The organism is Streptomyces sp. SID13726, assembly GCF_010548375.1.
Taxonomy (GTDB): domain Bacteria; phylum Actinomycetota; class Actinomycetes; order Streptomycetales; family Streptomycetaceae; genus Streptomyces.
This window is the reverse complement of the sequence record NZ_JAAGLY010000037.1, coordinates 42,062-64,635: the sequence shown is the minus strand read 5'-3', so window position 1 is coordinate 64,635 and position 22,574 is coordinate 42,062. Positions and strand designations below refer to the sequence as shown.

At 67.4% G+C, this 22,574-nt stretch carries 21 protein-coding genes, 2 tRNA genes and 2 pseudogenes; 15 read left to right on the top strand and 10 right to left on the bottom strand.

The genetic code is table 11. From position 1 onward, the window contains the following. The coding region (locus G3I78_RS44405; RefSeq protein ID WP_343244000.1) for a PAS domain-containing protein at positions 1-1,886 on the bottom strand (1,886 nt) is incomplete at its 3' end. Positions 1,887-2,160: 274 nt separating this feature from the next. Next, positions 2,161-2,589 (bottom strand): SSI family serine proteinase inhibitor, encoded by a 429-nt coding sequence (locus G3I78_RS44400; protein ID WP_164435737.1) that lies wholly within the window; start codon positions 2,587-2,589, stop codon positions 2,161-2,163. 235 nt (positions 2,590-2,824) lie between these two features. Between G3I78_RS44400 and G3I78_RS44395 the strand changes: the two genes are divergently transcribed. Then, positions 2,825-2,915 (top strand) — tRNA-Ser (locus G3I78_RS44395). A 188-nt stretch (positions 2,916-3,103) separates the two neighbouring features. Next, positions 3,104-3,176, top strand: a tRNA-Arg gene (locus tag G3I78_RS44390). Positions 3,177-3,305: 129 nt separating this feature from the next. Here the strand turns inward: G3I78_RS44390 and G3I78_RS44385 are convergent. Next, positions 3,306-4,127, bottom strand: a pseudogene (locus G3I78_RS44385) (protein kinase). Between the two features lie 312 nt (positions 4,128-4,439). On the opposite strand from G3I78_RS44385, the gene G3I78_RS44380 reads away from it, so the two are divergent. Beyond that, entirely contained in the window at positions 4,440-4,805 is a 366-nt protein-coding gene (locus G3I78_RS44380; protein ID WP_239158411.1) for a hypothetical protein, read from the top strand. 25 nt (positions 4,806-4,830) lie between these two features. Here the strand turns inward: G3I78_RS44380 and G3I78_RS44375 are convergent, their stop codons facing one another. Next, the gene (locus G3I78_RS44375; protein ID WP_164435735.1) at positions 4,831-5,622 is read right to left on the bottom strand and encodes a GntR family transcriptional regulator; all 792 of its coding nucleotides are present in this window, start codon (positions 5,620-5,622) and stop codon (positions 4,831-4,833) included. Positions 5,623-5,707: 85 nt separating this feature from the next. On the opposite strand from G3I78_RS44375, the gene G3I78_RS44370 reads away from it, so the two are divergent. The 7 genes and pseudogenes from G3I78_RS44370 (at position 5,708) to G3I78_RS44340 (ending at position 13,390) form a co-directional block, all read left to right on the top strand. After that, complete coding sequence (locus tag G3I78_RS44370; RefSeq protein ID WP_164435733.1) at positions 5,708-6,139, top strand: NUDIX domain-containing protein; 432 nt, start codon at positions 5,708-5,710, stop codon at positions 6,137-6,139. Between the two features lie 46 nt (positions 6,140-6,185). Beyond that, positions 6,186-6,614, top strand: coding sequence for an ATP-binding protein (locus tag G3I78_RS44365; RefSeq protein ID WP_164435731.1), 429 nt, complete (start codon positions 6,186-6,188; stop codon positions 6,612-6,614). Continuing rightward, a complete protein-coding gene (locus tag G3I78_RS44360) occupies positions 6,614-7,012 on the top strand; it encodes a hypothetical protein (RefSeq protein WP_203616375.1) in 399 nt (132 codons plus the stop codon). The genes G3I78_RS44365 and G3I78_RS44360 overlap by 1 nt, the downstream gene beginning before the upstream one ends. A 237-nt stretch (positions 7,013-7,249) precedes the next feature. Further along, positions 7,250-8,453, top strand: a pseudogene (locus G3I78_RS44355) (IS110 family transposase). Positions 8,454-8,759: 306 nt separating this feature from the next. Continuing rightward, positions 8,760-9,605 carry an IS5 family transposase gene (locus G3I78_RS44350; RefSeq protein ID WP_164435728.1) on the top strand — a complete coding sequence of 282 codons (846 nt, stop codon included), beginning with the start codon at positions 8,760-8,762 and terminating at the stop codon, positions 9,603-9,605. A gap of 229 nt (positions 9,606-9,834) precedes the next feature. Further along, positions 9,835-10,674 carry an IS5 family transposase gene (locus G3I78_RS44345; protein ID WP_164435726.1) on the top strand — a complete coding sequence of 280 codons (840 nt, stop codon included), beginning with the start codon at positions 9,835-9,837 and terminating at the stop codon, positions 10,672-10,674. 289 nt (positions 10,675-10,963) lie between these two features. Continuing rightward, positions 10,964-13,390: a hypothetical protein gene (locus tag G3I78_RS44340; protein WP_164435724.1), complete on the top strand. Its 2,427-nt coding sequence runs from the start codon at positions 10,964-10,966 to the stop codon at positions 13,388-13,390. A 139-nt stretch (positions 13,391-13,529) separates the two neighbouring features. On the opposite strand, the gene G3I78_RS44335 is transcribed toward G3I78_RS44340, so the two are convergent. The 4 genes from G3I78_RS44335 to G3I78_RS44320 all read right to left on the bottom strand — a co-directional run bounded on the left by G3I78_RS44335 (position 13,530) and on the right by G3I78_RS44320 (position 16,633). After that, a complete protein-coding gene (locus G3I78_RS44335) occupies positions 13,530-13,967 on the bottom strand; it encodes a hypothetical protein (RefSeq protein ID WP_164435722.1) in 438 nt (145 codons plus the stop codon). A gap of 1,076 nt (positions 13,968-15,043) precedes the next feature. Then, positions 15,044-15,646, bottom strand: a complete 603-nt coding sequence (locus tag G3I78_RS44330) for a hypothetical protein (protein WP_164435720.1) — start codon at positions 15,644-15,646, stop codon at positions 15,044-15,046. Positions 15,647-15,880: 234 nt separating this feature from the next. Beyond that, on the bottom strand, positions 15,881-16,231 hold the full coding sequence (locus G3I78_RS44325) for a hypothetical protein (protein ID WP_164435718.1): 351 nt from the start codon (positions 16,229-16,231) through the stop codon (positions 15,881-15,883). A 219-nt stretch (positions 16,232-16,450) separates the two neighbouring features. Further along, the gene (locus G3I78_RS44320; protein WP_164435716.1) at positions 16,451-16,633 is read right to left on the bottom strand and encodes a hypothetical protein; all 183 of its coding nucleotides are present in this window, start codon (positions 16,631-16,633) and stop codon (positions 16,451-16,453) included. Positions 16,634-16,942: 309 nt separating this feature from the next. Here G3I78_RS44320 and G3I78_RS44315 point away from each other — a divergent pair, with 309 nt between their 5' ends. After that, positions 16,943-17,308, top strand: coding sequence for an NUDIX domain-containing protein (locus tag G3I78_RS44315; protein WP_239158410.1), 366 nt, complete (start codon positions 16,943-16,945; stop codon positions 17,306-17,308). 31 nt (positions 17,309-17,339) lie between these two features. On the opposite strand, the gene G3I78_RS44310 is transcribed toward G3I78_RS44315, so the two are convergent. Both G3I78_RS44310 and G3I78_RS44305 read right to left on the bottom strand, forming a co-directional pair. Next, entirely contained in the window at positions 17,340-17,870 is a 531-nt protein-coding gene (locus G3I78_RS44310; protein WP_164435714.1) for a GtrA family protein, read from the bottom strand. 128 nt (positions 17,871-17,998) lie between these two features. Further along, complete coding sequence (locus G3I78_RS44305) at positions 17,999-18,514, bottom strand: MarR family transcriptional regulator (protein WP_164435712.1); 516 nt, start codon at positions 18,512-18,514, stop codon at positions 17,999-18,001. A gap of 82 nt (positions 18,515-18,596) precedes the next feature. On the opposite strand from G3I78_RS44305, the gene G3I78_RS52485 reads away from it, so the two are divergent. From G3I78_RS52485 to G3I78_RS44285, 4 genes are all read left to right on the top strand, one after another. Further along, positions 18,597-19,070, top strand: a complete 474-nt coding sequence (locus tag G3I78_RS52485; RefSeq protein WP_343243999.1) for an HGxxPAAW family protein — start codon at positions 18,597-18,599, stop codon at positions 19,068-19,070. Between the two features lie 124 nt (positions 19,071-19,194). After that, positions 19,195-20,070 carry a DUF2797 domain-containing protein gene (locus tag G3I78_RS44295; protein WP_164435710.1) on the top strand — a complete coding sequence of 292 codons (876 nt, stop codon included), beginning with the start codon at positions 19,195-19,197 and terminating at the stop codon, positions 20,068-20,070. 156 nt (positions 20,071-20,226) lie between these two features. Beyond that, positions 20,227-20,967, top strand: coding sequence for a response regulator transcription factor (locus G3I78_RS44290; protein WP_037711888.1), 741 nt, complete (start codon positions 20,227-20,229; stop codon positions 20,965-20,967). After that, entirely contained in the window at positions 20,964-22,574 is a 1,611-nt protein-coding gene (locus tag G3I78_RS44285) for a HAMP domain-containing sensor histidine kinase (protein WP_203616374.1), read from the top strand. Before G3I78_RS44290 ends, G3I78_RS44285 begins: the two co-directional genes overlap by 4 nt.

The following is a 22,574-nucleotide window of genomic DNA, read 5'->3' as shown; positions in this document are numbered from 1 at the left end:
GGCTGTTCCTGCTCGGCCGCCGCGCGCCGCCTGCGCCGCCCGGTGGGTGCGGCGGACTCGTCGTTCTCGGCGGGGGCGGGGAGGTCGCCGTCCAGGAAGGAGTCGGTGGAGGAACGCCGGGCCCGCCGCCGCCCGCCGGTCTCAGCGTGAGCGACCTCGGCAGGGGTGGCGGGGGCCGCGGGGGCCGCTTCCAGCGCGGCGGGACCGGGCGCCGCGACGGCTCCCGCCCCGCCGCCGATGGGCACTTCGAGGACGTACGCGCTGCCGCTCATGCCCGGCACCTCGTGCGTCTGGAGGACACCGCCGTGGGCGCGCACGATCCCGCGCACGATCGGCTCGTGCACCGGGTCCCCGCCGGCGTACGGCCCGCGCACCTCGATGCGGACGCTCTCGCCGCGCAGCGCGGCCGCGACCACGACCGTGTTGTCCATGTAACCGCCCGCGGACACGGGCGCGTTGCCGGTCGCGTCGACCCCGGCGACGTCCGCGATGAGATGCGCGAGCGCGGTCGCGAGGCGCTGGGCGTCGACCTCGGCCTCGATGGGCGGCGCGTGTACGGCGAACTGGACGCGCCCCGGCCCGATCAGCTCGACCGCGCCGTCCACACCCGCGGCGACGACCGCGTCCAGCATCACCTTCGTACGGGCGACGCTGTCGGTGCCCGCGTCGAGGAGCTGGTAGCCGAGGACGTTGTCGATGAGGTTGGTGATGCGGGAGTAGCCGGCCGAGAGGTGGTGCAGGACCTGGTTGGCCTCGGGCCACAGCTGTCCGGCGTCGTCGGCGGCGAGCGCGGACAGCTCGCGGCGCAGTTCGTCGAGGGGCCCGCGCAACGAGCGTCCCAGCAGCGTCAGCAGCTGGTCGTGCCGTCCGGCGAGGGCCTCGTAACGGTCCTTCTCGCGCTCCCCGAGCGCCGCGTACCGGTCCTCACCCGCGGCGAGTTCCTCGTCGTGCTGCTCCTGGAGCTCCTCCAGCTCGGCGATGTGCTTCTGGCGCAGCGCGGTGAGCTCGGAGGCGTGCTCCTCCTCCAGCCGCTCCACTTCCTCGGCGTGCGCCTTGTCCGCGGCGGACTTCTCGTCGGCGAGGGCGTCGTAGGGCCGCCGGTCGGTGAAGGTGAGCACGGCGCCGACGAGCTGGTCGCCGTCGCGCACGGGGGCGGTCGTCAGGTCGACCGGGACCTTCTCACCCTTCTTGGACCACAGCACCTGCCCGCGCACCCGGTGCTTGCGCCCGGAGCGCAGGGTGTCGGCGAGCGGGGACTCCTCGTACGGGAAGGGGGTGCCGTCGGCGCGCGAGTGCAGGATCAGATCGTGCAGCTCGCGCCCGCCGAGGTCGCTGGCCCGGTAACCCAGTATCTGGGCGGCGGCCGGGTTGACGAGCACGATCCGCCCGTCGGTATCAGTCCCTACGACGCCCTCGGCGGCGGCCCGCAGGATCATCTCGGTCTGCCGCTGCGAACGCGCCAGCTCGGCCTCGGTGTCGACGGTCCCGGTCAGGTCGCGTACGACGAGCATGAGCAGCTCGTCGCCGCTGTAGCCGTAACCGTCGTACGCCTGCTGGCCGTTCTCCAGGTTGGCGCTGGTGACCTCGACGGGGAACTCGGTGCCGTCGGTCCTCCTGGCCACCATCCTGGTCGGCTTGGTCCGCCCGCGCGGGTCCATGTGGTCGGGCCGCCGCATGGACCCCGGGATGAGCCGCGAGTCGAACTGCGGCAGCAGATCGAGCAGCCCCCGCCCCACGAGCGCGGTGCCCGGCGCCTCGAACGCCTCCAGCGCGATGGTGTTGGCGTTGACGACGGTCCCATTGGCGTTGACCAGCACCAACGCGTCGGGAAGCGCGTCGAGTATGGCTGCGAGGCGAGCAGCGCCTCGGGATGGCCTGCTGCTCACGAGACGCTTCCTCCCTGTTACCGCACCTTGCCGACCGCTCGGGCCATCTTGCCAAGGGGCCCGCGACGTGTCACGCGAGGGAGTCTAAGCGCAGCGGTTGTGCGGGGGTGCCGGATGAGAGGGAGGTCGCACGACGAAGTGAGGTAGAACGTGTGACCGCCTCCCGGGGGCGAGGGCCTGTCGTTTGGATGAGGCCGGCTGTGAGAAGCGGTGTGTCCTGGCCGAGCCGAGCGTGCCAGACCCCACGACGGCGGACTGATCCAAACGACAGGCCCTACGTGCCTGTGCTGGGGAGGAGCGGTACGAAGCGGTCCCAGCGGGCGGTCTCGCAGCCGTTGCTCCGGTCGAAGCGGGCGTCGACGGGACGCCCGGCCCAGGTTCCCGTGACATGCGCGGTGGCGGGACCGCCGTAGAGCATCGTGCAGACGCTGCCCTCGGGCACGGGGGCGAAGGTGTCCTTGCCCCACCGGGTGTTCCGCTCAAGGGCCGCGCAGGCGCCGGCGGGGTCGGGATGCGTGCCGCGGGCGGGGTGGCAGTCGACCACGAAGGTCCCGTCGGCACCGCCGCCGGCGTCCCGGACGGTGACGGTGAGATGGTCGCCGGCGGGGGCGTACGCCGAGGCATGGGTCGGCGCCAGGGCGGCGAGGACGAGGGGCAGCGGGCTTAACCGGGCGAGCCGGCGCAGCGGGGTGACGTATGACATGCCCTGACTAACGCGGGGGGCGGCTGGACGTTGCTGCCGGGCTGTTGCCGGGGTGTTGTGGTTGGGATGCGGCCCGGTGGGGTTCGGGTGTGGTTTGGGTGCGGTCCGGATGTGGTCCGGAAGCACTTTGCCCTGCGCCCCGCCCGCCTAGTACCGTGGGTGCCGATTGGTGGCACGACCTTCGACTGTGTCATCATCTGCACGCACCACTCGCGCTCGCGCGGGCGGCTGTGCTGGAGGCGTCGCCTAGTCCGGTCTATGGCGCCGCACTGCTAATGCGGTTTGGGACGCAAATCCCATCGAGGGTTCAAATCCCTCCGCCTCCGCGCAAGATCACCGAAGCCCCGGTCCACTGGACCGGGGCTTCGTCGTCGTCCCCCACCCCCAGATGGGTGTTTCCGCAGGTCACAAGGGCTACGGCAAACGGATTTCACATGGCGGCGGCAGTCATGTAATGTTCTTCCTGTCGCCGCGAGCGGGCCGAAAGGACCGGGACCGGCAAGAAAGACAACAAGCACTCGTAGCTTAACGGATAGAGCATCTGACTACGGATCAGAAGGTTGCAGGTTCGAATCCTGCCGAGTGCACAGCAGACAGAGGCCCTGTGGAGAGATCCACAGGGCCTCTGCTTTATGCCTCGACGGCAGTGTTTGACTGCATCCCCTGTTGTCGGTTTCGCCCGCACCGGCAGGGGCTCGGCGGAACGGGCCGTGGGATCAGCTCAGGGCTTTGCCCACCTCGTCGATCGTTGGCCGATCCTCGGGAGCGTGGCTGAGCATCGCGTCGACCAGGTCGCCCAGCTCACCGGGCGCCTTCACAGGGCGGCGCCTTCCGTTCGCCACTGCTTCTCTCTGGACGGCGCGCGGAGCGTCGTCCGGGTACTCGACCGATCGCCACCCGGTGGCTGAGATCAGGAGGGACGCCCCGAGGGCGTAGATGTCGGCCTCCTGCGTCGGCTCGGCTTCTCCGATGTCGAGCACGCTGCGAGCGATCTCTGGTGCCTCGTAGTGGACGAGGCAGCCGCGGAACGGGAAGTCGTAACTCTCAGGTACCTGCCCGCCGCGGGCGAGTGCGAGGTCGATGAGGTGGGTTCGTACCGGCCCGATGATGAAGTGGGCAGGCTGCACGTCGCCGTGTGCCCAGCCCCGTACGTGGAGTTCTGCCAGCGCTTCGACGCAGCCGAGTGCCACGCTGTTGTGCGGTGCGATGGATGAGCCGCGCCTGCGGCAGGGCTCTCAGATGCGGTGCAGGTCTGGCCCCTCGTGCCACGGCTGGACGTTCCAGGTCCCGCGCTCCCACTCGCCGTACGCGACCTCACCCGAGCCGAGACGGTGCAGCACGGCCCCTTCGCGTGCGGGCGCAAGCGCGGTCCAGGGTTGGGCCGGCCACTCACCGGTGGCCTCGATCGGATGGCCGAGTTTCACGGCGTGGCGACCACGGGGGCCGTCCACCTCCCAGACCGTGGAGCCCCTACGGCTCAGGACCAGCCGCTGTTCCGTCCGGCGACGCGGTTGATCACCAACCCGGGGTGGCCGCACCGCTGTTGTCGGGTGCTACGCGTCACCGTAGGGACGGCCGCCGGCACCGGGTTCAGCCTCTCGGAGACGCCGCCCTCGGGCACGGTGACCTTGATCAGGGAGGACTCGCCGTCCGGACCTTGGGTTCAGGGGCCTAGATGAGGGGGCGTGGCGGCGGAGGTCTCAACGCCGATGGCACACAAGAGGAGTTGGCTATCTACTCGGCTACATGAGTGTGCATGATGAGGTGTATGAGTTCGGGAAGCGTCGCGGACTTCGGCACCGCCCTGCTCGGCGGGGGTCATTGTCAGTCCCCTGCGGCATGCTCTGCCCATGCTGATTGCGACTGACAGTCAAGGCCATGTGCTGGAGCACCCGTCGGAGCCTGCGATAGGCGCGATGGTCGCCGACCTGCGACCTGGAGACCACGTGCTTCTTGAGCGGAAGGACGAGAGGCGTGAGGGCGACTGGTACATCCAGGTCTGGTTTCGCGACGAGACCACGTACCAACTGGAGTTCCGAAACGGCGTCCCCGCAGAGCATTACCAAACGCTGACCACCTCGCAGGAGAAGGTCGGTCAGACGCTCGTCGACTGGGCCGCCGACAGGCCGGACTGGCAGAACGGCTTCACGTGGGAGAACATCGGCGCCATGTTCCCCGCGCCAGCCACCGAGGCCCCGGAGCAGCCCGCCCCCTAACACCGCACTCCTGCCGACCATGCGGTCAGGTCGCGGGGAGCTGGTAGGCCAGGACGTATGCGTCTGCCGCCATGACCGTGTCGCAGACCTCGACGGCCCGTCCCTCGGTGTCGAAGGCGGTGCGGATGAGGTGTATGACGGGCACGCCGGATGCCAGCCGGAGCGTCTTGACCTCGGTTGGTGAGGGCATGCGGGCGCGGATCTCCTCTTCGAAGTGGTCGAGGTGGTGGCCGAGTTCTTCGAGGCGGGCGTAGATGCCGCCTGGGCCGGGGTTGGGTTCGGTGATCTGCGTGCCGCGGGCGATGTCGAGGGGGAGGTAGGAGGTGGCGAACTCGACCGGCCGGCCGTCGAGGAGGTAGCGCCGGCGCCGGGCGAGCACGCGCCGGACGGAGCCGAGCCGGGTGGAGATGTCCTGACTGGCCTTCTCTTCCTTGACCTGAAGGCTGTCGACCTGGGGATGGCTGCCGACTGTGTCCGCCTCGACGATGAACGCGGACTTGCCCTGCTCGCGATGCCGGCGGGCGAAGCGGTCGGAGGCGAGGCGCCGTACGGGCGGGCGGGGTCGGACGAAGACGCCCTTGCCGTGTTCGGCGTGGACGAGTCCTTCCCCCTGGAGGATGGAGAAGGAGTTGCGGACGGTCATCCGGGATACGCCGTAGTGGTCCACAAGCTCCGCCTCGGAGGGCAGCTTCTCGCCCTCCCTGAACCGGCCGCGGTCGATGGCTTCGCGCAGCTGGTCGGCGATCTGCCTAAAGACCGCACGGTCGCTCGTGGGGTCGAGATCACCGAGCTGGCCGGAGGGAAGAGCAGGGGTCACGAGTGCACTCCTTTAGGTATCTAGACGTGTGGGCGAGTGTTGTTGCTACGGTGGAGAGCCTAGCCATCCGAGAGGGCCGAGGAACGTGAGCACAGAACGCCCGCACTCCGTAAGCGTGGCCGGAGTCGTCATCGACGACCATGGCCGGGCTCTCCTGATCCAGCGCCGCGACAACGGCCAGTGGGAGCCCCCGGGCGGCGTCCTCGAACGCGAGGAGACCATTCCCGAGGCCCTGCAACGAGAAGTCCTCGAAGAGACCGGCATCAAGATCGCCCTTCCGGCGACCCTGACCGGCGTCTACAAGAACATGACGGGTCTGATCGTCTCCCTGGTCTTCCGCTGCCAGGCCGCCGACGGCACTCCCACCACCGGCGACGAGACCCGCGCACTGCGCTGGGCCACCCGCGAAGAAGTCTCCGAGCTTGCCGACGAGGCATACGCCATCCGCGTCCTGGACGCGATGGACGCGGCGTCTCCACCTGCCATCCGCGCCCACGACGGCGTGAAACTCGTCTAGCCCGAACCCGCTGCACTTGGCGGCCTACCAGCACGAAGAAACTTGTATGCACGAGTATATGAGTACAGCCCAGGTCTGGGGACTCACTTGCCCAGGTTTCCCGGAAGAGGTCAGCCGGGCCCGCCGCTGGACCCGCGACATCCTGCGTGGATCACCGTTGGCCGAGGACGCCGAACTGATCGTGAGCGAACTGAGCGCGAACGCGATCCTCCACACCGCCAGCGGCCAGGACTCGGGCAGCTTCCATCTGGCCTTGGCGGTGTCGGCACAGGTCATCGCGATGTCGGTCACGGACGACGGAGGCGCTGGCACCGCTCCGAAGATCGAGCGCCAGGACCAGGACGCCGAGCACGGCCGGGGCCTGGGCATGGTCAGCGTGATCGCTCACCGGGTCGTCGTCCACGAGAGCGACGACGGGCACACGGTCACTGCGGAGTTGTTCACGGACCTCAGGGGCGGGGGTCACCCGTGCTGATGGACAAGCCCCAGCGGGGCTACTGGTGCGAGTGCTGGACCGAAGACCTCACCGAGGAGAGGCAGCCGGTCCTGCGAGCATCCTTCGACGCGTACTCGGCACCGCAGGCCGACAGATGGGTAGCGGTCGCACTTCGCACGATCTCACCGGCACTGGATCCCGACGCGTCCCAGGAGGCGTGGGAGTGGCTGTACGACGGCCGCATCACCACGAGGAAGGCACTCCTACGCGCCGAGCCTTGCACAGTGACGCTCACCCAGGCCCGCACTCGCATCAACTGGACGATCCGGCCTGTGATCTTCCTGCCGCTGGCACACCGCCAGGAGGCCGAACTTCCGTCCTGCGCTCAGGACTTCAAACCGCACACAGAGCCTCACACGCCCCAGCAGGCCGACTGAGTTACAACTTTCTCTACTGGTTCAAGGCGGCTCCGTAAGTTGTTGGATGGCCCGGAAGGGCGGGGTGTGGCTCAAGGCGGCTTGTCGAGTGTGGCTCGGAGCGAGTGGCCGCCGCGCCCTTCGGGGCACCCTGGCTGTTGATTGAGATGTGCGCGCCTTGCGCGGTCGCTGTTTACGGAGCGGACAGCGGGGTGTTCCTCGGGCCGACAAGATGCCGTGCGGTGTGAGGAGGGGCGAGTGAGTGAGCCACGGACCCGAGTATGGGCTGGCATCGATGCAGGCAAGGGGCATCACTGGGCGGCAGTCGTCGACGAGACCGGCGCGACTCTGTGGTCAAAGAAGATCGACAACGACGAGTCGGCCATCCTGACCGCGCTCGGCGGGATTCTTGGCCTGGCGGGCGAAGTCCACTGGGCCGTGGACATCTCCGGGACATCCTCCGCACTGTTGTTGGCCCTGCTTGCGGCCCACGGTCAGAGGGCCGTCTACGTGCCCGGCCGCACGGTCAATCGTATGTCCGGCGCCTACCGTGGCGAAGCGAAGACCGACGCCCGCGACGCCTATGTCATCGCCGAGACGGCACGTCACCGCAGCGACTTCGCCAGCATCGACGTGCCCGCACAGCTGACCGCTGATCTCGCGCTGTTGACGGCTCACCGGTCAGATCTGGTCGCCGACCGGGTGCGGATGACCAATCGGCTTCGCGACGTGCTGAGCGGCGTCTTCCCTGCCCTGGAGCGCTCCTTCGACTACTCGAACCACAAGGGCGCGCTGGTACTGCTGACCGGCTACCCGACACCGGCCTCGATCCGCCGCCGAGGCCGTGCCCGGCTGACAGCCTGGCCGGCAGCCCGCAGCGTGTGGGGCGCCGACGCAGTGGCGGCGACCGCGCTGGTGGCCGCTTCTGGCCCAGCAGACCGCCCTTCCCGGTGAGGGGGTCGCCGCGCAGATCGCTGCCGACCTGGCGACCCAGATCCTTGCCCTGGACGAACACCTCAAACGGATCGACCGGCAGATCCGAGACACCTTCCGCCGCCACCCGCAAGCGGAGATCATCGAGTCAATGCCCGGTCTGGGCCCTGTACTTGGCGCCGAATTCGTTGTGGCGGCCGGCGACCTGGCGGCCTACGCCGACGCCGGCCATCTCGCTTCCGCGGCCGGGCTGGTACCCGTGCCCCGCGACTCGGGCCGCAGAACCGGCAACCTGCACCGGCCCAAGCGCTACAGCCGCCGCCTGCGACGGGTGTTCTACATGTCCGCGCAGACCAGCATCATCCGCGAAGGCCCGAACCGGGACTTCTACCTCAAGAAACGAGGCGAGGGCTGCAACCACGTCCAGGCCGTCATCGCCCTGGCCCGGCGGCGCACCAGCGTCCTGTGGGCACTACTACGCGACAACCGGGCCTTCACCAGCGCCGCGCCGACCACGCAAGCGCCTTGACTCCGTCATTGAGACTCGCTCCGCTCCCCGCGCGCGGCCCGGCCCCCGGCCGGGCCTGCGCTCCTGTCTCCGCCCCGCTCCAACCCGGCTGGCGCCCGTGCCGCGCTCCAAGCACGCAGCCGCCTGATGCCAGAGAAGGGGCACGTCGTGGCTGGGGCGGTCGGCTGCACGGCTTTAGCCACCTCCCCGGTCAGGGTCCCGCGTCGAGCAAGACCAGGGGGCCACTCGTGCTAGAGGGCGTCTGAAAAGCCGGTCAGCGGGCAAGTCACCTGGTAGCGGGGCGGTGACGTACTTTCGGGGGCTGGGGTGTGCGGGCTGCGTACCCGTTACCCGACGGATCTTTTCGATCTGGAGTGGGAGATCCTTCGTCCGCTGGTTCCGGCGGTCAAGCCCGGTGGGCGACCGGCGAAACACACGCGACGGGAGATCATCAACGCGTTGGCGTACTGGCTGCGGGCCGGCTGCGCCTGGAGGCTGCTGCCGCACGACCTGCCGCCGTGGCAGACCGTCTACCACTACTGGCGGCGATGGCAGCAAGAAGGCGTGTGGGAGCGGATGTTGACCATGCTGCGCGAACGCGAGCGGGTGCAACTCGGCCGGGATCCCACTCCCAGCGCGGCCATCGTGGACAGTCAGAGCGTGAGGGCCAGTGAGCGCGGCGGCCTGCACGGGTACGACGGCGGCAAGAAGGTCAGCGGCATCAAGCGCCACCTGCTCGTCGACACCCGCGGCACTGTCCTGGTCACCTGCGCGAGCCCGGCGAGTGTCGGTGACCGCGACGGAGCAGCAGTCCTGTTCGCCCAGGCTGCCGATGCCTTCCCGCGCCTTCGGCACGTGTGGGCGGACCAGGGCTACCGTGGCGCCGACTTTCATGCCTGGGCACGGGAAGCCACCGGCATCACCGTGCAGGTCGTACAGCGCCGCGACGGAGGGTTCCGCTCGACCTGGGCGAAGGTAGGCACACCGCCTCCGGAAGTGCCCCTCTTCGCGGTCGTCCCGCGCCGGTGGGTCGTAGAGCGGACGTTCGCCTGGCTGGGACGGTGCCGCCGCCTGTCGAAGGACTACGAGTACCTGCGCGTCTGCTCGGAGAACGCCATCTACCTCACCATGGCCATGCTCCTCGTGCGCCGCCTCGCAAGATCAACCCGCTGACCGGCTTTTCAGACGCCCTCTCACTGAGCGTTTGGTCCTGTCTCGGTCAAGTTGATGTCGTTTCCGGAGTCCTGCGACACCGGGACGGTTGGGGTTGACGGGGTAGTCGACCCGTCCGCGGCGCATGGGGATCGTTTCGCTCCGACTGCTCCTGTCTGCTCCCAACACGCCCCCGAGCGCCAGCCTTTGACCGCTGACGGGGTCAGCGTGCGTCGGCTAGTTCGCAAACATGACTGCGCACAGCCCCTATCCCAGCGACCTGTCGGACGCACGCTGGGCACTGATCGAGCCTGTCCTTACGTCCTGGCGCAACCAGCGCCGCGCCCGGGCGCTCGACATCGGCCGGCCCCCCGAACACGACCTGCGCCAGATCATGAACGCGATCCTGTACGTGGACCGCACCGGCATCCCCTGGCGTTACCTCCCACACGACTTCGCGCCGTGGGCCACGGTCTACGGGTACTTCGCCAAGTGGCAGCAGGACAACGTCTTCGAGCAGCTCACCGGCCTGCTGCGGCGACTGGTCCGCGAAGCCGAGGGCCGCGACACGGAGCCGTCTGCCTGCGTCCTGGACTCCCAGACCATCAAGACCTCTGCCAACGTGCACCTCACGGACCAGGGCACAGACGCCGGGAAACGGATCATCGGACGCAAGCGCCACCTCGGCTGCGACACCCTCGGCCTGCTTCTGACCGTGCTGGTCACCGCCGCCAACGTCTCCGACACCGCAGCCGGCGTAACCCTGCTCTCCCGCATCGCCACCGCCCACCCGCACATCACCAAGGCCTGGGTGGACGCCGGCTACCGCACCACCGCCATCGACCACGGCGCCAGCCTCGGCATCGACGTCCACCCCGTCCACCGCCCGCCCGGCACCCGCGGGTTCACCATCATCCCGAGACGGTGGACCATCGAGCGCAGCATCGGCTGGCTCATGCACCACCGACGCCTCGCCCGCGACTACGAACGCCACCCGCACCGCTCCGAAGCCATGATCCACCTCGCGATGATCGACCTCATGGCCCGCAGACTCACCGGCGAAGCCACCCCCAACTGGCGCGGAACCTGACCCGGGACCAAACACGAATCACCGGACCAAACGCTCAGTAATTGCGGTCAGGCCCAAAGCCTGCCCGAGTTGCTGGCCAGCGTACGGCCCCCTGATCATGCTCGACCCCAGACCGGGCAGGCCACCGGCCAAACCCGCTCCGCCAACCTCGTGAGGCGACTCAAGCAGCGTCGCCCCGCGCCAGGTTCAAGATCATTCTCATCAGCTGATCCGTCGTGGTTGGCATCCTTGACAACCGATACGCTTGTACAGCTAGCATCCATCCCTCCATAGTCAGGGCCGGTAAAAGTTGTCGAGCATTTATGATTCGGGTAAATCTGCTCTTGATGACCTAATTGAGTGGGCTGAAGCTAATGCAGTCGGCGATAAGCGCAACGAGGCAACCACTCGGCTCCACCTGATCGATAAGCTCCTTATCGACGTGCTTCGCTGGTCAAGGGCCAGTATCAGGGCAGAGGAGAAGGCTGGCACAGGTTGGATCGACTACGCCCTAGGTTCTCCTGCCACACAGCTCATTATCGAGGCCAAGCGCGAGGGGATTCATTTTGACCTGCCAGCAGGAGTCGGCACTGGCATTCATAAGATCGAAAATCTCATCATCGGGGACAAGGGGAAGTCCCTCAAGGATGCCCTGACGCAAGTTGCAGAGTATGCAGCGCGCAACGGTGTGGCACCAGCAGGTGTGACTAACGGACATCAGCTTGTTCTCTTCATTGCGGTCCGGATGGACGGCGTACCGCCTCTAAAGGGTAGAGCTTTGGTATTCCCTAGTCTTGCCGATATGCGAGCAGATTTTCGGCTCTTGTGGGATAACGCTTCCGCCAGCGGTGTCGATGCAAAGGTACTCCACAGTACGGTGAGCTTGCTGGAAGCGCCTCCCCCCGAGCCTCTTTCAATGCACTTGGTCAATTACCCGGGATCGAAGCGGAGAAATAGCCTGCAATCTGGGCTTGATATTTTGGGTGAACTTTTCCTGGAAGATGTCACTCGACTAGAAGAGCTACGCAAGGATTTCTTGCGCGAGTGCTATGCGTCGAGTGGTGCGCTATCTCAGTATGCTGAGGTAAGTAAGCAAATCCTCCGAACACGTTACGCCTTGCTGAGCGAAGAAGACGGGCCGGACGTATCTCCTATCGAGGGCAAGAAAGGCCTCAATCAGAACCTGACGCAAGACATGCTGGCAGCCGCAGCGGCGCGGAGGCCGATCGTGCTTCTGGGAGACGTTGGGGTGGGTAAGACAACATTCATTCAAAGGCTAGTGCACGTTGACGCTGAGGAGCTGTTCGATAAAGCGATCAGTCTCTACATTGATTTTGGCTCTTCTACAACACTCACCCGGATTGACTCACACGTAGTCGAAGAGTCCATTCGGCAATTGCGTGAAAACTATGATGCCGATATCGAAGATGCATCTTTCGTGGAAGCAGTGCATCATGGTGCGCTGAACCGGTTCGAACGGGGCGTGGTTGGACGCCTCAAAGAAATCGATCCTATCGCGTACGAGAAGGAAAAGATTAATCTTCTGCGGCGGGCGGTAGACGATCGCGCTGGCCACTTGAAGGCCAGCCTGGAGCACCTGCGATCCAATTGGCGCAGGCAGCTAGTAATCTTTCTGGACAATATCGACCAGCGGAGCAGTGAGGATCAGGAGCAGGTATTCCTCATCGCAAATGAGCTCGCGCAAACATGGCCAGCTACAGTCTTTGTCACCTTGCGGCCAGAGACTTTCTATCGATCCAGCCGAAGCGGCACTCTTTCTGGATACCAAGCGCGCGTTTTCACCATTGCTCCACCGCGAGCAGACGTAATGTTGCAGCGTCGAGTCGATTTCGCCTTGGGGCAGCTACGGGCGACGGGACGGCTGGGTTCGTTTCCAGCTAACGTGACTGTCGACAGCGAAAGCCTTAAAGTATTCCTCGAAATTCTGGCAGAGAATTTTCGATCGAACGATAACCTGCTTGCACTCATCGATAATCTCGCTGGAGGCAATATGCGCATGGCGCTGAGCTTCGTCACAGGGTTTATCGGAAGCGGGCACATTGACACCGCTAAGATGATCCGAATTTTTCAAGAGAGCGGGCGTTATACTGTACCGCTGCATGAGTTTCTTCGGGCCCTGCTCTTTGGTGACGGAGTCTACTACGACCCACAATCTTCTCCCATTGCGAATCTTTTCCGAATTACCCGGCCCGATGGTCGAGAACACTTCCTATTGCCGCTGCTTCTTAGCCAGACCCAGATTTTGGGTGAGCGAGTCGGGGATGAAGGGTATGTTTCGGCGGAAGCGCTCTTCGAGTTTGCACAGAACCTGGGCTTCGACGTCGAGCAGGTGACAAACGCGCTCGACTATGCGGTGGATAAAAGGCTTCTTGATACCGCTCCACGCCACTCAGGAGAGACTCCACGACTCCACTACAGGATCACTACCGTAGGCGCGTACACGACTCGGGTTCTGCTTGCTTATTTCGCGTATGTTGACGCGATGCTGGTTGACACGCCGATTGTTGACGAGCAGTACAGGAATCTAATCAAGGATGACCACACCTTGCCGGAGCGGGTCACTCGAAGTGAGTATTTTCGCCTCTACCTAGACAGGCAGTGGTCGAAAGTAAAGGACTCCGGATTGCCTTGGCGTTGGTCGGACACCAGCGAAAAGCTATCTGCGGATATTCGCCGAGTGGGCCGGAAGGCGGACCCGCAGGCTTGGAATTACTAAGTCAGATGATGCCGCAGCGAAACTCCGTCGTGGCATAGCCGGACAGTAGAGAGCGGGATTCAGTTTCACTGGATCCCGCTCCTTCTCGTTGTTTCACGCTGGTCGCGATAGACCTGCGATCGAGGCCATCGCCGCCCCGTCAAGACCAGGAGGGCGAGTCGTCCAGCCGCTCCAAGTTGAGCTGATAGGCATTCCTCAGCCGCGTGAAGTCGTAGAAGTCGCCCTGCGGCTCGCGCTTGACGGTCAGCAGACCCTGCGCTTCGAGCTCCTTGCGGCCCTTAGTCCATGTGTCCGACGACAGGCCGTATCGCTGACGCTTCGCCGTATGGATGTATTGCGGCTCCGAGTGTCCTCCGAGGGCATCTCTGAGGGCAAACAGTAGGGCTGTTGCCGTCGGCGACAGCTGCAAGAGCCAACCGCGCGTCCAGAACTCGACCGGCATGCCAACGTACCGGCCTTCCTCTCTGGGCTGTGTGTACACCCCTCCGTCGCCGGTGGCACTCATCAGCGTGATCGCTGAGGGCCGCCCCCACTGCGGCTGGAGGTCGATGAACTTGTTGTCCGCCAGCCACGTCAAGTTGCTGGCAACTCGCCGTGGTCCCGTTCTTGGGTCGAGTCCGAGCATCTGCGTCCAGCCGTTCGGGCCCGGCGGCCTCCGCAGGTCAAAAGGCTCTTTCGTGGCCATCATAGTGATGCACAGGTAAAGCCGGAGGCGCACCTTGCCCCCACGCCCGCCTTGGATGAGCCGAGCAAGAGGCGGAGGCCCGCCTTCACCCTCAGGCGCTATGACAAACGCCGGCGGGAACGGGATGTAGCCCCGTCTCTTCGCCCTGTCCGCCGCCCCCCGCAGGTAGCCGAGCGCCTCAGACCGACGTACACCAGGCGACACGTCTTTTGCCTTCCTGCAGGAGAAACCGGGATACCAGGGGTACCAGGGGTACCAGGGGGTTCAAGGCTTTTCTATAGATTCCGCCACAGCGGTCGGGAGACTACAGCAAGAGCGCATGACACTACAGCGCAAAGGGAAACAACCCCTTCACTACCGCAGATGTCTCCTTTACGAACGACATTCACCCCTTTTGACCTGCTGTTTTCCGCCTGCCAGCATCGTCGTCAGTCACGCAGGACATCGCAGAGCGGCCCGCCTAGATGCCGCCGCGATTCCACTGATGAGGGGATTGATACAGATTGTCCGATCACGACTCATCGCTTCGGGGCCTCTGGGCAGCGGTCATCATGCTCGGTGCGCTCGTCGTCGCAATGCTGAGCACGGCCGCTCTTTGGACGGTGGGAGCACCCGCGTACGCCTCGCTTGGGGCAGGGGGTGCCACCTTCATCGGTGTCGCCACTCTGGGATTCGCCCTCAGGAAGTTCTTGACTGAGTAACGCCCGATGGCGGCGAGGCTTTGAGCGGCCGAGGCGGGATGATGGGCATTGACGCCCGACAGCCCGCCTTCGGCTCCCCTCCTGAGGGGCCCGTGCCATTGGCGTGCCAGATTCTGCGGGAAACCACGGGGAGCAGCGGGGACTTGCCCCAGGTGCGCTCCGGGCCCTAACACCGCCCCACCACGGGTCAAGCGCAGCAATCGCCCCCAAGAAACCCAAGCTTCCCAAGCTGAGGGCCCCCGCCGCCAGCCCAGGCTCCTCGAAGAGTCAGAGAAGGTCCCGCCAGAAGGGGGCCGTCGCTCGCGGGTTCCAGCTGTCGTCGACCTCGCCCCGCGCCTCGTCGAACTCCTGGTGCATGTAGTCGGCCAGGTCCAGGCCGTAATAGATGATGTCGGTCTGCCACATCGAGAGCACCGGATGCCCGAAGCCTCCCCAGTCGGCAGGCAGGTATCGGTGGGCATACACGGGCACCATCACCGGCGCCTCCGCCAGATGACGCCGCGCCGTATCCAGTGCCGCCGTTGCGTCGGCTGGACGCTCACCCCGACCCTCGTACCAGAACGCGTTGTGCTCAACGTCGAGCAGAACACCCTCGACCGGCCAGTCGAGCTGTCGACGCAAGCTGTCCAAATCGCCGCCGCGCCACTCCGGCCAGGGCCTGGACCAGGTCTGCCCGTCCTCGGGAGGGACGTTGATCGGTAGCCCGGCCGCAAGGAATGCTCGGTGATCGTCCGCGAACTCGAAGCCGTACTCGCGCTCGATGCGCGTGAACTCGGCCTCCGTCAGCCCCGCCTCGAACTCATAGAGGCCTGTCTGCGCCAGGCGATGTGCGGCCTCCGCACCCAGCCGTACTCCCTCATTGCTGATCACCGCCGCACGCTAACGCCGACCGCAGCCAACCGTCACCAGAGTTATGCGCGGGCTCCGTCTCAGTTTCCGTCTCATTCAGCCCCGTTCACGGCCGTTCAGGCTCGACCACGAGTCGGCTGCAACCCACGAGCGGGCCGCCCATGAACGCAGGTGAACGCACCTGCACGCGCCCCAACACCCCACCACCACAGTTGGAAAGCGCGTTCGCGCCGCACGGCTCCAGCAGCTGTCTCGTTATGACGGGCCCGGTTGGGTCCGTCGGACGCCAGTGCATGCCACCAGCGCGCTGCTGTTCTCGTCGAGGAACAGCATGAAGATCCAAGATCCGTCGGCAGTGCGGATCCGGCCCAGGCGGATCGGTCGGCCATATAGGTCGAGGTGTTGTACGGCCTGGGCCAAGCCGGAGGTCTCGATGCCCTTACGAAGGGTGAGACGCAGTCGGCGCCCGTAGACCGTCGCGAGCGACTTGGATGACATCGTTCCGTCCCAGACGACGTACGAAGCGCCGGCGCAGAGTGCTGCCAGAGCCGCTGATGCCGTGTCGTCCCCACCGCTCAACAGCCGTTCGAGCTGTTCCCGTTCCATGAGCACACCCTCGGTCGGGATCCTGCTGAGCCACAACCGGTAGGGGCCGTCGCCGGACTCCAAGCCCCTCCCCATAGCCCGTATGACTTCCGATGACCGTTCTCTCCAGAGCCACGGATCAGAAGGTTGCAGCTTCGGATCCTGCCGAGTGCGCATAGACGAGAGGCCCCGGAATAGTGACTCCGGGGCCTCTCGCGGAAGTTGTGGGATCGGGACGCCTCATACCGCGCTCGCGGCCAGGCCCTGGAATGCCTGGGTCGTGCGGGGGTGGGCGATCTCGTCGAGGAGGTGGCGCCAGTCGGGGTCGGTGGTGGTGGGGTGGGCCAGGTCCCAGGCGGTGAGGAGGGGGGTGAGTTCGGTGTCGGTGGTGGTGTCGGCCGGGGTGGAGAGCAGGGGGCTCATGGGAGGTCCTTTCGGAGGGCGAGCCGGTGGGCTTGTGGCTTCTACGATCCCGCTGATCCCGGCACCGCGACATGGAGCCGTCCGGCCAATAGGGGGTGGGGCCAGCTGTACCTCCGGGGGGACGTCAGCCCTCTTGCCGTACCCCTCTGGGGCCGTGGGTGCCATGGGTGGCATGGGCGAACTGGTCGAGCGGGTGGGCGAGGACGGCCCGGTCGTCGGGGGCGTCGGGGGCGTGGAGGGGGTGAGGCCGTCGCGTGGGGCTGGTTGCATCGGGTCGCCGTCACGGTCTGCCGGGATTCCGGCAGGCGGATGCTCGTGCATCGGCGGGCGCAGGGCCTCTCGCGGTTTCCCGGGCGGTGCGACTGGCTCGTCGGCGGGGCTGTGGCGGTCGGGGAGTCGTACGAGGAGGCCGCGGTGCGGGAACTCGGTGAGGAGCGGGGGAGGGTGTTCGGGGTGCCGGTGCGGTTCCTGTTCAAGTTCCTGTGCCGGGGAGAGAGCGGTACTTACTGGCTCGGGGCGCATGAAGTCGTACTAGGCCGTGGGGTGTTCGTTCCCGATCCTGCCGAGATCGACTGGTGCGGCTGGGGCGAGGAGAGGGAGTTGGTGGCGGCTGTCGGGCATGGGGGCTTTGTGGGCGACGGGGGCGAGGCTCTTCGGCGGTATCCGGCCGGCTGAGGCGTGCCGCGGAGGACGTGCGCCCGCCGTGTCAGCAAGTGGCGCCCACGGCAACCTGGTTGAGCACCGGCCGCGGCAGGTTCAGCACCGCGACCTTCCTCGTGCCCGCACCCTTCCTCGCCCCCGCGAAGACGAACAGCCGCAGGACCAGGAAGCGGCCGATTCCCGCCAGGCCGGACGCGGTCAGGTACACCGCCTGTTCCGTGAGCATGCTCGGGGCGGACTGGACCGTGTGGAGCAGGAACATCGCGGCGCAGGTCACGACGTACGCGGCGACCGCCGAACCGGAGGACTGGAAGTGCTGGCGCCAGCCGGGGCGGCGGCCGGTGCCGAAGGTGAACAGGGCGTGCAACTCGGTGCACAGGAGTGTCGAGACCACCGTGATCAGCGCGTTCGCCACCGCCCAGGGCATCGTCATGGCCACTAGTGGCACCGCGAGGCTGGACAGCACGCCGATCCCGCCGCCGCAGACGACGAAGCGGACGAAGGAAGCGAACGGACCGGGGGCGGCCGGAGCGGACGGGGACTGAGACCGGGTCCTGTCGGTCGTCTGCGGCTCCATGGCGTGTCCTCCGGCTGGCGCGGGCTTCTGCGATCCGGCCGGACCCCGGTGGGGCGGCCGTGATCAACGATGCCGTCGCGCGCCTGGAAGAACGATGGAGTGTCCTCCCGAACCGAAGGTAGGGCTGGCTACACCCCCGGGCTACGGCGTTCCCTCCGCTCGGCCCCCTTGTCCTGCGTCCGCAGCTCCTCGATGTACGACAGCGCGAGCCCGGTCGTCCGTGTGAACCAGTCGTGCAGTACGGCGATCTCGTCCTCGGTGTAGCCCGCGAAGACGGCGTCGAGGCGGTCGTAGTACGGCTGGTACAGGGCGACGACCCGGGCGACCGCGTCGGGCACCGCGGCGGCCCGGACCCGGCGGCGGTCGGCGGGGTCGGGGACGCGGGTGACGTACCCGGCGCGTTCGAGGCGGTTGAGGATGCCGGTGACCGCGCCGGTCGTGACGTGGGCGTGCTCGGCGAGGTCGCCCGCGGTGAGGAGGTCCTCGCCGGCCTTCAGGACACAGGCGAAGCTCAGCAGGTCGGTGACGTTCAGGCCCAGCCGCTGGGCCATCTCCTGCTGGCCGAGGTGGGCGGTGGCGATGAAGAAGTCCATCGCCTCCAGTGCCTGGGCCGGAGTGGCGGCGGGGCGGGGCTCGGCGTGCATCGGAATCCTGATTTCCCTTAGCTTGTGAGAGGTTTCTGCGCTAAATTTCTTAGGACGTGAGAGACCTGGCGGAGGAGGAACTGTGAGCGCACACCAGTATGACGAGGGGCATACGGTCGCGGGCTGGACCGGTTTCGGCATCGCGGCCGTCGGGAGCGCCGTGGCGGGACTGGGCGTGTGCCTGGTGTCCGCCCCGCTGATCGCCGGCGGTCTCGCCGTCACCGCGGTGAGCGTCCTGGTGACCTGGGCCCTGCACCTGACCGGCTGGGGCAAGCCGCCGGGCCGCCGCCCCCGCGCGGAATGGGGCATGCGCGTACGGGACTCGGGCGCCCGCCAGGGCCACCCCGGGTGTGTCGGGTGCCGCCTCGCGGGGCGGGGAGCGGGGGGTTCTGGTTCTACGGCGGTGGAGGCGATGTCCGCCACGGCGCTGCCCGGCAGGACGGCGCCGGACCCGGCGGCGCCCGGCACGGCGGCGCCCGAGACGGCCGTGCCCGGCACGGCGGTGCCCGGCACGGCGGTGCAGGGGGAGCCGGTGCCCGCGGAGTCCCAGGGCTGAGCCCACCCCGCCCCGCTAGCCCGCCCCGCCCCGCCTCACCCCGTCCCGCCCCGTTGGCCCACCCCACCCCACCCCACCCACACCCCACCCCCATTGTCAGTGCCGCCCCCTAACCTCATGAGGGATGGCACAGGCATGGAAGTGCTCGGGGCTGCGGTGGTCGGCGGACGGTCCCGTGCTGCGGTGGGAAGGCGGGCGGCGCAGTGGGCTGGCCCGGGGGAAGCGCGTGGCCTTCGGGGTCGTGGAGGGGGGTGTGCGGACATGTGTGGGAGCGCGAGGGCACCCGTGCCCGGTGCGGGCCGCGGTGTCGGGGCGGAGCACGGGGGCGCGGTGCGAGGAGTGCGCGCGGCTGGACCGGGCGCACTCGGTGGCCGCCGACACCCTCGCCGACGACCCCAGGCCGTACCGGGTATATCTGGCGTGGTTCGGCCCCGGCATGGTCAAGGTCGGCATCACGGCGTATGAGCGGGGCTCGGCGCGGCTGCTGGAGCAGGGTGCCGTCTGCTTCAGCTGGCTCGGCACCGGCCCGCTGATGGCGGCCCGGCGCACCGAGGAGCTGCTGCGGGCCGCGCTCTCGGTCCCGGACCGCATCCCCTACGGCGCCAAGCGGGCCGTACGGTCCGCACTGCCGGAGTCCGCCGCCGAGCGGGCCGCCGAGATCGCCGCGCTGCACCGGCGGGCCGTGGCGCTGGCCGGCTGGCCGGAGTCCCTGGAGCGCGCGCCGTACGAACCGGTGGACCACGTCGGGGTGTTCGGCCTCGCCGGCCTGACCGCCGCCGCCGGTGAGGTGAGCGAGCTCGCCGCGGGCGGCACCGTCGGCGGCAGGCTGGTCGCGGCCGCCGGGCCCGACCTGCACCTGGAGACGGAGGGGGCGGGGATCGTCGTACTGGACACGCGGTTGATGACGGGGTGGGAGCTGGTCCCGGCCGACGGTGGGCGCACCACCGTTCCTGTGCGGGGGTTCAAGGAGGCGACGGGGGTTCAGGACGGGTTGTTCTAGGGAGCGTCGTACCAGGCGGGCGGGTTGTCCGTCCCGTCGGACAAGGACCGGACAAGGAATCGCCCAGGCGTTCCCTGAGAGGTGCCTGTGGGTTTCTCAGGAAAATCACAGACTTCCGCAAGGGTGTTCTCAGGGGGCCCCGACATGGTGTTCACCATGACCACGACCTCGCCCCAGGGGCGCACCGAACTGCTGAGGCCGGACGGGAGCCCCGTCCGAGTGCTTGTGGTGGACGACGAGCTGTCGATCACCGAACTGCTGTCCATGGCCCTGCGCTATGAGGGATGGCAGATCCGGAGTGCGGGAGACGGCACGGGTGCCGTCCAGACCGCGCGGGAGTTCCGGCCCGACGCCGTCGTCCTCGACATGATGCTGCCGGACATGGACGGGCTGACCGTCCTCGGGCGGCTGCGGCGTGAGCTGCCGGACGTGCCGGTGCTGTTCCTGACGGCGAAGGACGCCGTCGAGGACCGGATCGCCGGGCTCACCGCCGGTGGGGACGACTACGTCACCAAGCCGTTCAGCCTCGAAGAGGTCGTGGCCCGGCTGCGGGGGCTCATCCGCCGCTCCGGTGCGGCCGACCGCCGCAGCGACTCCGTGCTGGTCGTCGGTGACCTCACGCTCGACGAGGACAGCCACGAGGTCTCGCGGGCCGGGGAGAACATCCACCTCACCGCGACCGAGTTCGAACTGCTGCGGTTCCTCATGCGCAATCCCCGGCGGGTGCTCAGCAAGGCGCAGATCCTGGACCGGGTGTGGTCGTACGACTTCGGCGGCCAGGCCAACGTCGTCGAGCTCTACATCTCCTACCTGCGCCGCAAGATAGACGCGGGGCGTGAGCCGATGATCCACACCCGGCGCGGTGCCGGCTACCTGATCAAGCCCGCCGCCTCATGAGCGGGCGACGACGGCCGCGGGCGCAGAAGCGGGCAGGCAAGCAGCGCACGCTCAGGACGCGGCTCGTCGTCGCATCCGTGGTGCTGATCGCGGTGGTCTGCTCGGTGATCGGGACGGTGACCACGCTGGCGCTGCGCTCGCATCTGTACGACCAGCTCAACGGACAGGCCATCGAGGCCGGGAAGCGGCTCTCGGGCCCACCGATCGGGAAGCCGGGGAACGACGTCAACTCCTCGGCGCAGACGGACGACCGGATCGTCAGTTTCGTCAAGAACGGCCCGACCCAGCTGAAGACCGTGGCCGTGGAGCTCGCGGCGGACGGCACGGTCGCGGGGGCGGTCGTCGCCGAGCAGGAGTCCGACGACTCCAACAACTTCAAGCAGATGAAGGCCACCGAGCTGAGCGATGCCCAGCGGGCCGTGTTCACGAACCTGTCCAAGTCGGACCGGGCCACCGTGACCATCCCCGGTCTCGGCGAGTACCTCGTGAAGTACGTCCAGGGCAACAACGGCATCAACTACTACGTCGCCCTGCCCGCCGACACCGTCAACAGCACCATCAACACCCTGATCCTCGTGGAGATCAGCGTCACCGCCGCCGGCCTCGGCGCCGCCGTCATCGCCGGATACGTGCTCGTCGGACTCGCCACCCGCCCCCTGCGCAGGGTCGCCAACACCGCGACCCGGGTCTCCGAACTGCCGTTGCACACCGGCGAGGTGAACCTGAGCGAGCGGGTGCCCGAGTCGGAGTGCGATCCGCACACCGAGGTGGGACAGGTCGGGTCGGCGCTCAATCGCATGCTCGACCACGTCCACGGCGCCCTGCACGCACGGCAGCAGAGCGAGATGCGGGTACGGCAGTTCGTCGCCGACGCCAGTCACGAGCTCAGGACCCCGCTCGCCTCCATCCGCGGGTACGCCGAGCTGACCAGACGCGGCAGGGAAGAGGTCGGCCCCGACACCCGGCACGCCCTCGGCCGTATCGAGTCCGAGGCGGGCCGGATGACGCTGCTCGTGGAGGACCTGCTGCTGCTCGCGCGTCTGGACGCCGGACGGCCGCTCCAGTTCGAGCAGACCGACCTGATCCCGCTCGTCGTGGACACCATCAGCGACGCCCGCGCGGCCGGCATGGACCACAACTGGCGCCTGGACCTGCCCGACGAACCCGCCCTCGTCTCCGGTGACGCGGCCCGTCTCCAGCAGGTGCTCATCAACCTGCTCGGCAACGCCCGCAAACACACCCCGGAGGGTACGACCGTCACCGCCAGGATCCAGCGGCGCGGCCCCTGGATGTGCGTGGACGTCGAGGACAACGGCCAGGGCATCCCGTCCGAGCTGCTTCCGCACGTCTTCGAGCGGTTCGCGCGCGGTGACTCCTCGCGCTCCCGTGCCTCAGGGTCGACCGGCCTCGGCCTCGCCATCGTGCAGGCCGTCGCGACCGCGCACGGCGGCGCCGTGACCGTGGACAGCGTTCCCGGGCGCACCGTGTTCACCATGCACCTGCCCGCTCTCGGTCCCGTGACGCCGCGTCCGGCGCCCGAAACGAACTGGCAATCGCACTCACAGGCACAGCACAGCGCCGCCATATGGGTGCAACAGGGCGCTTGA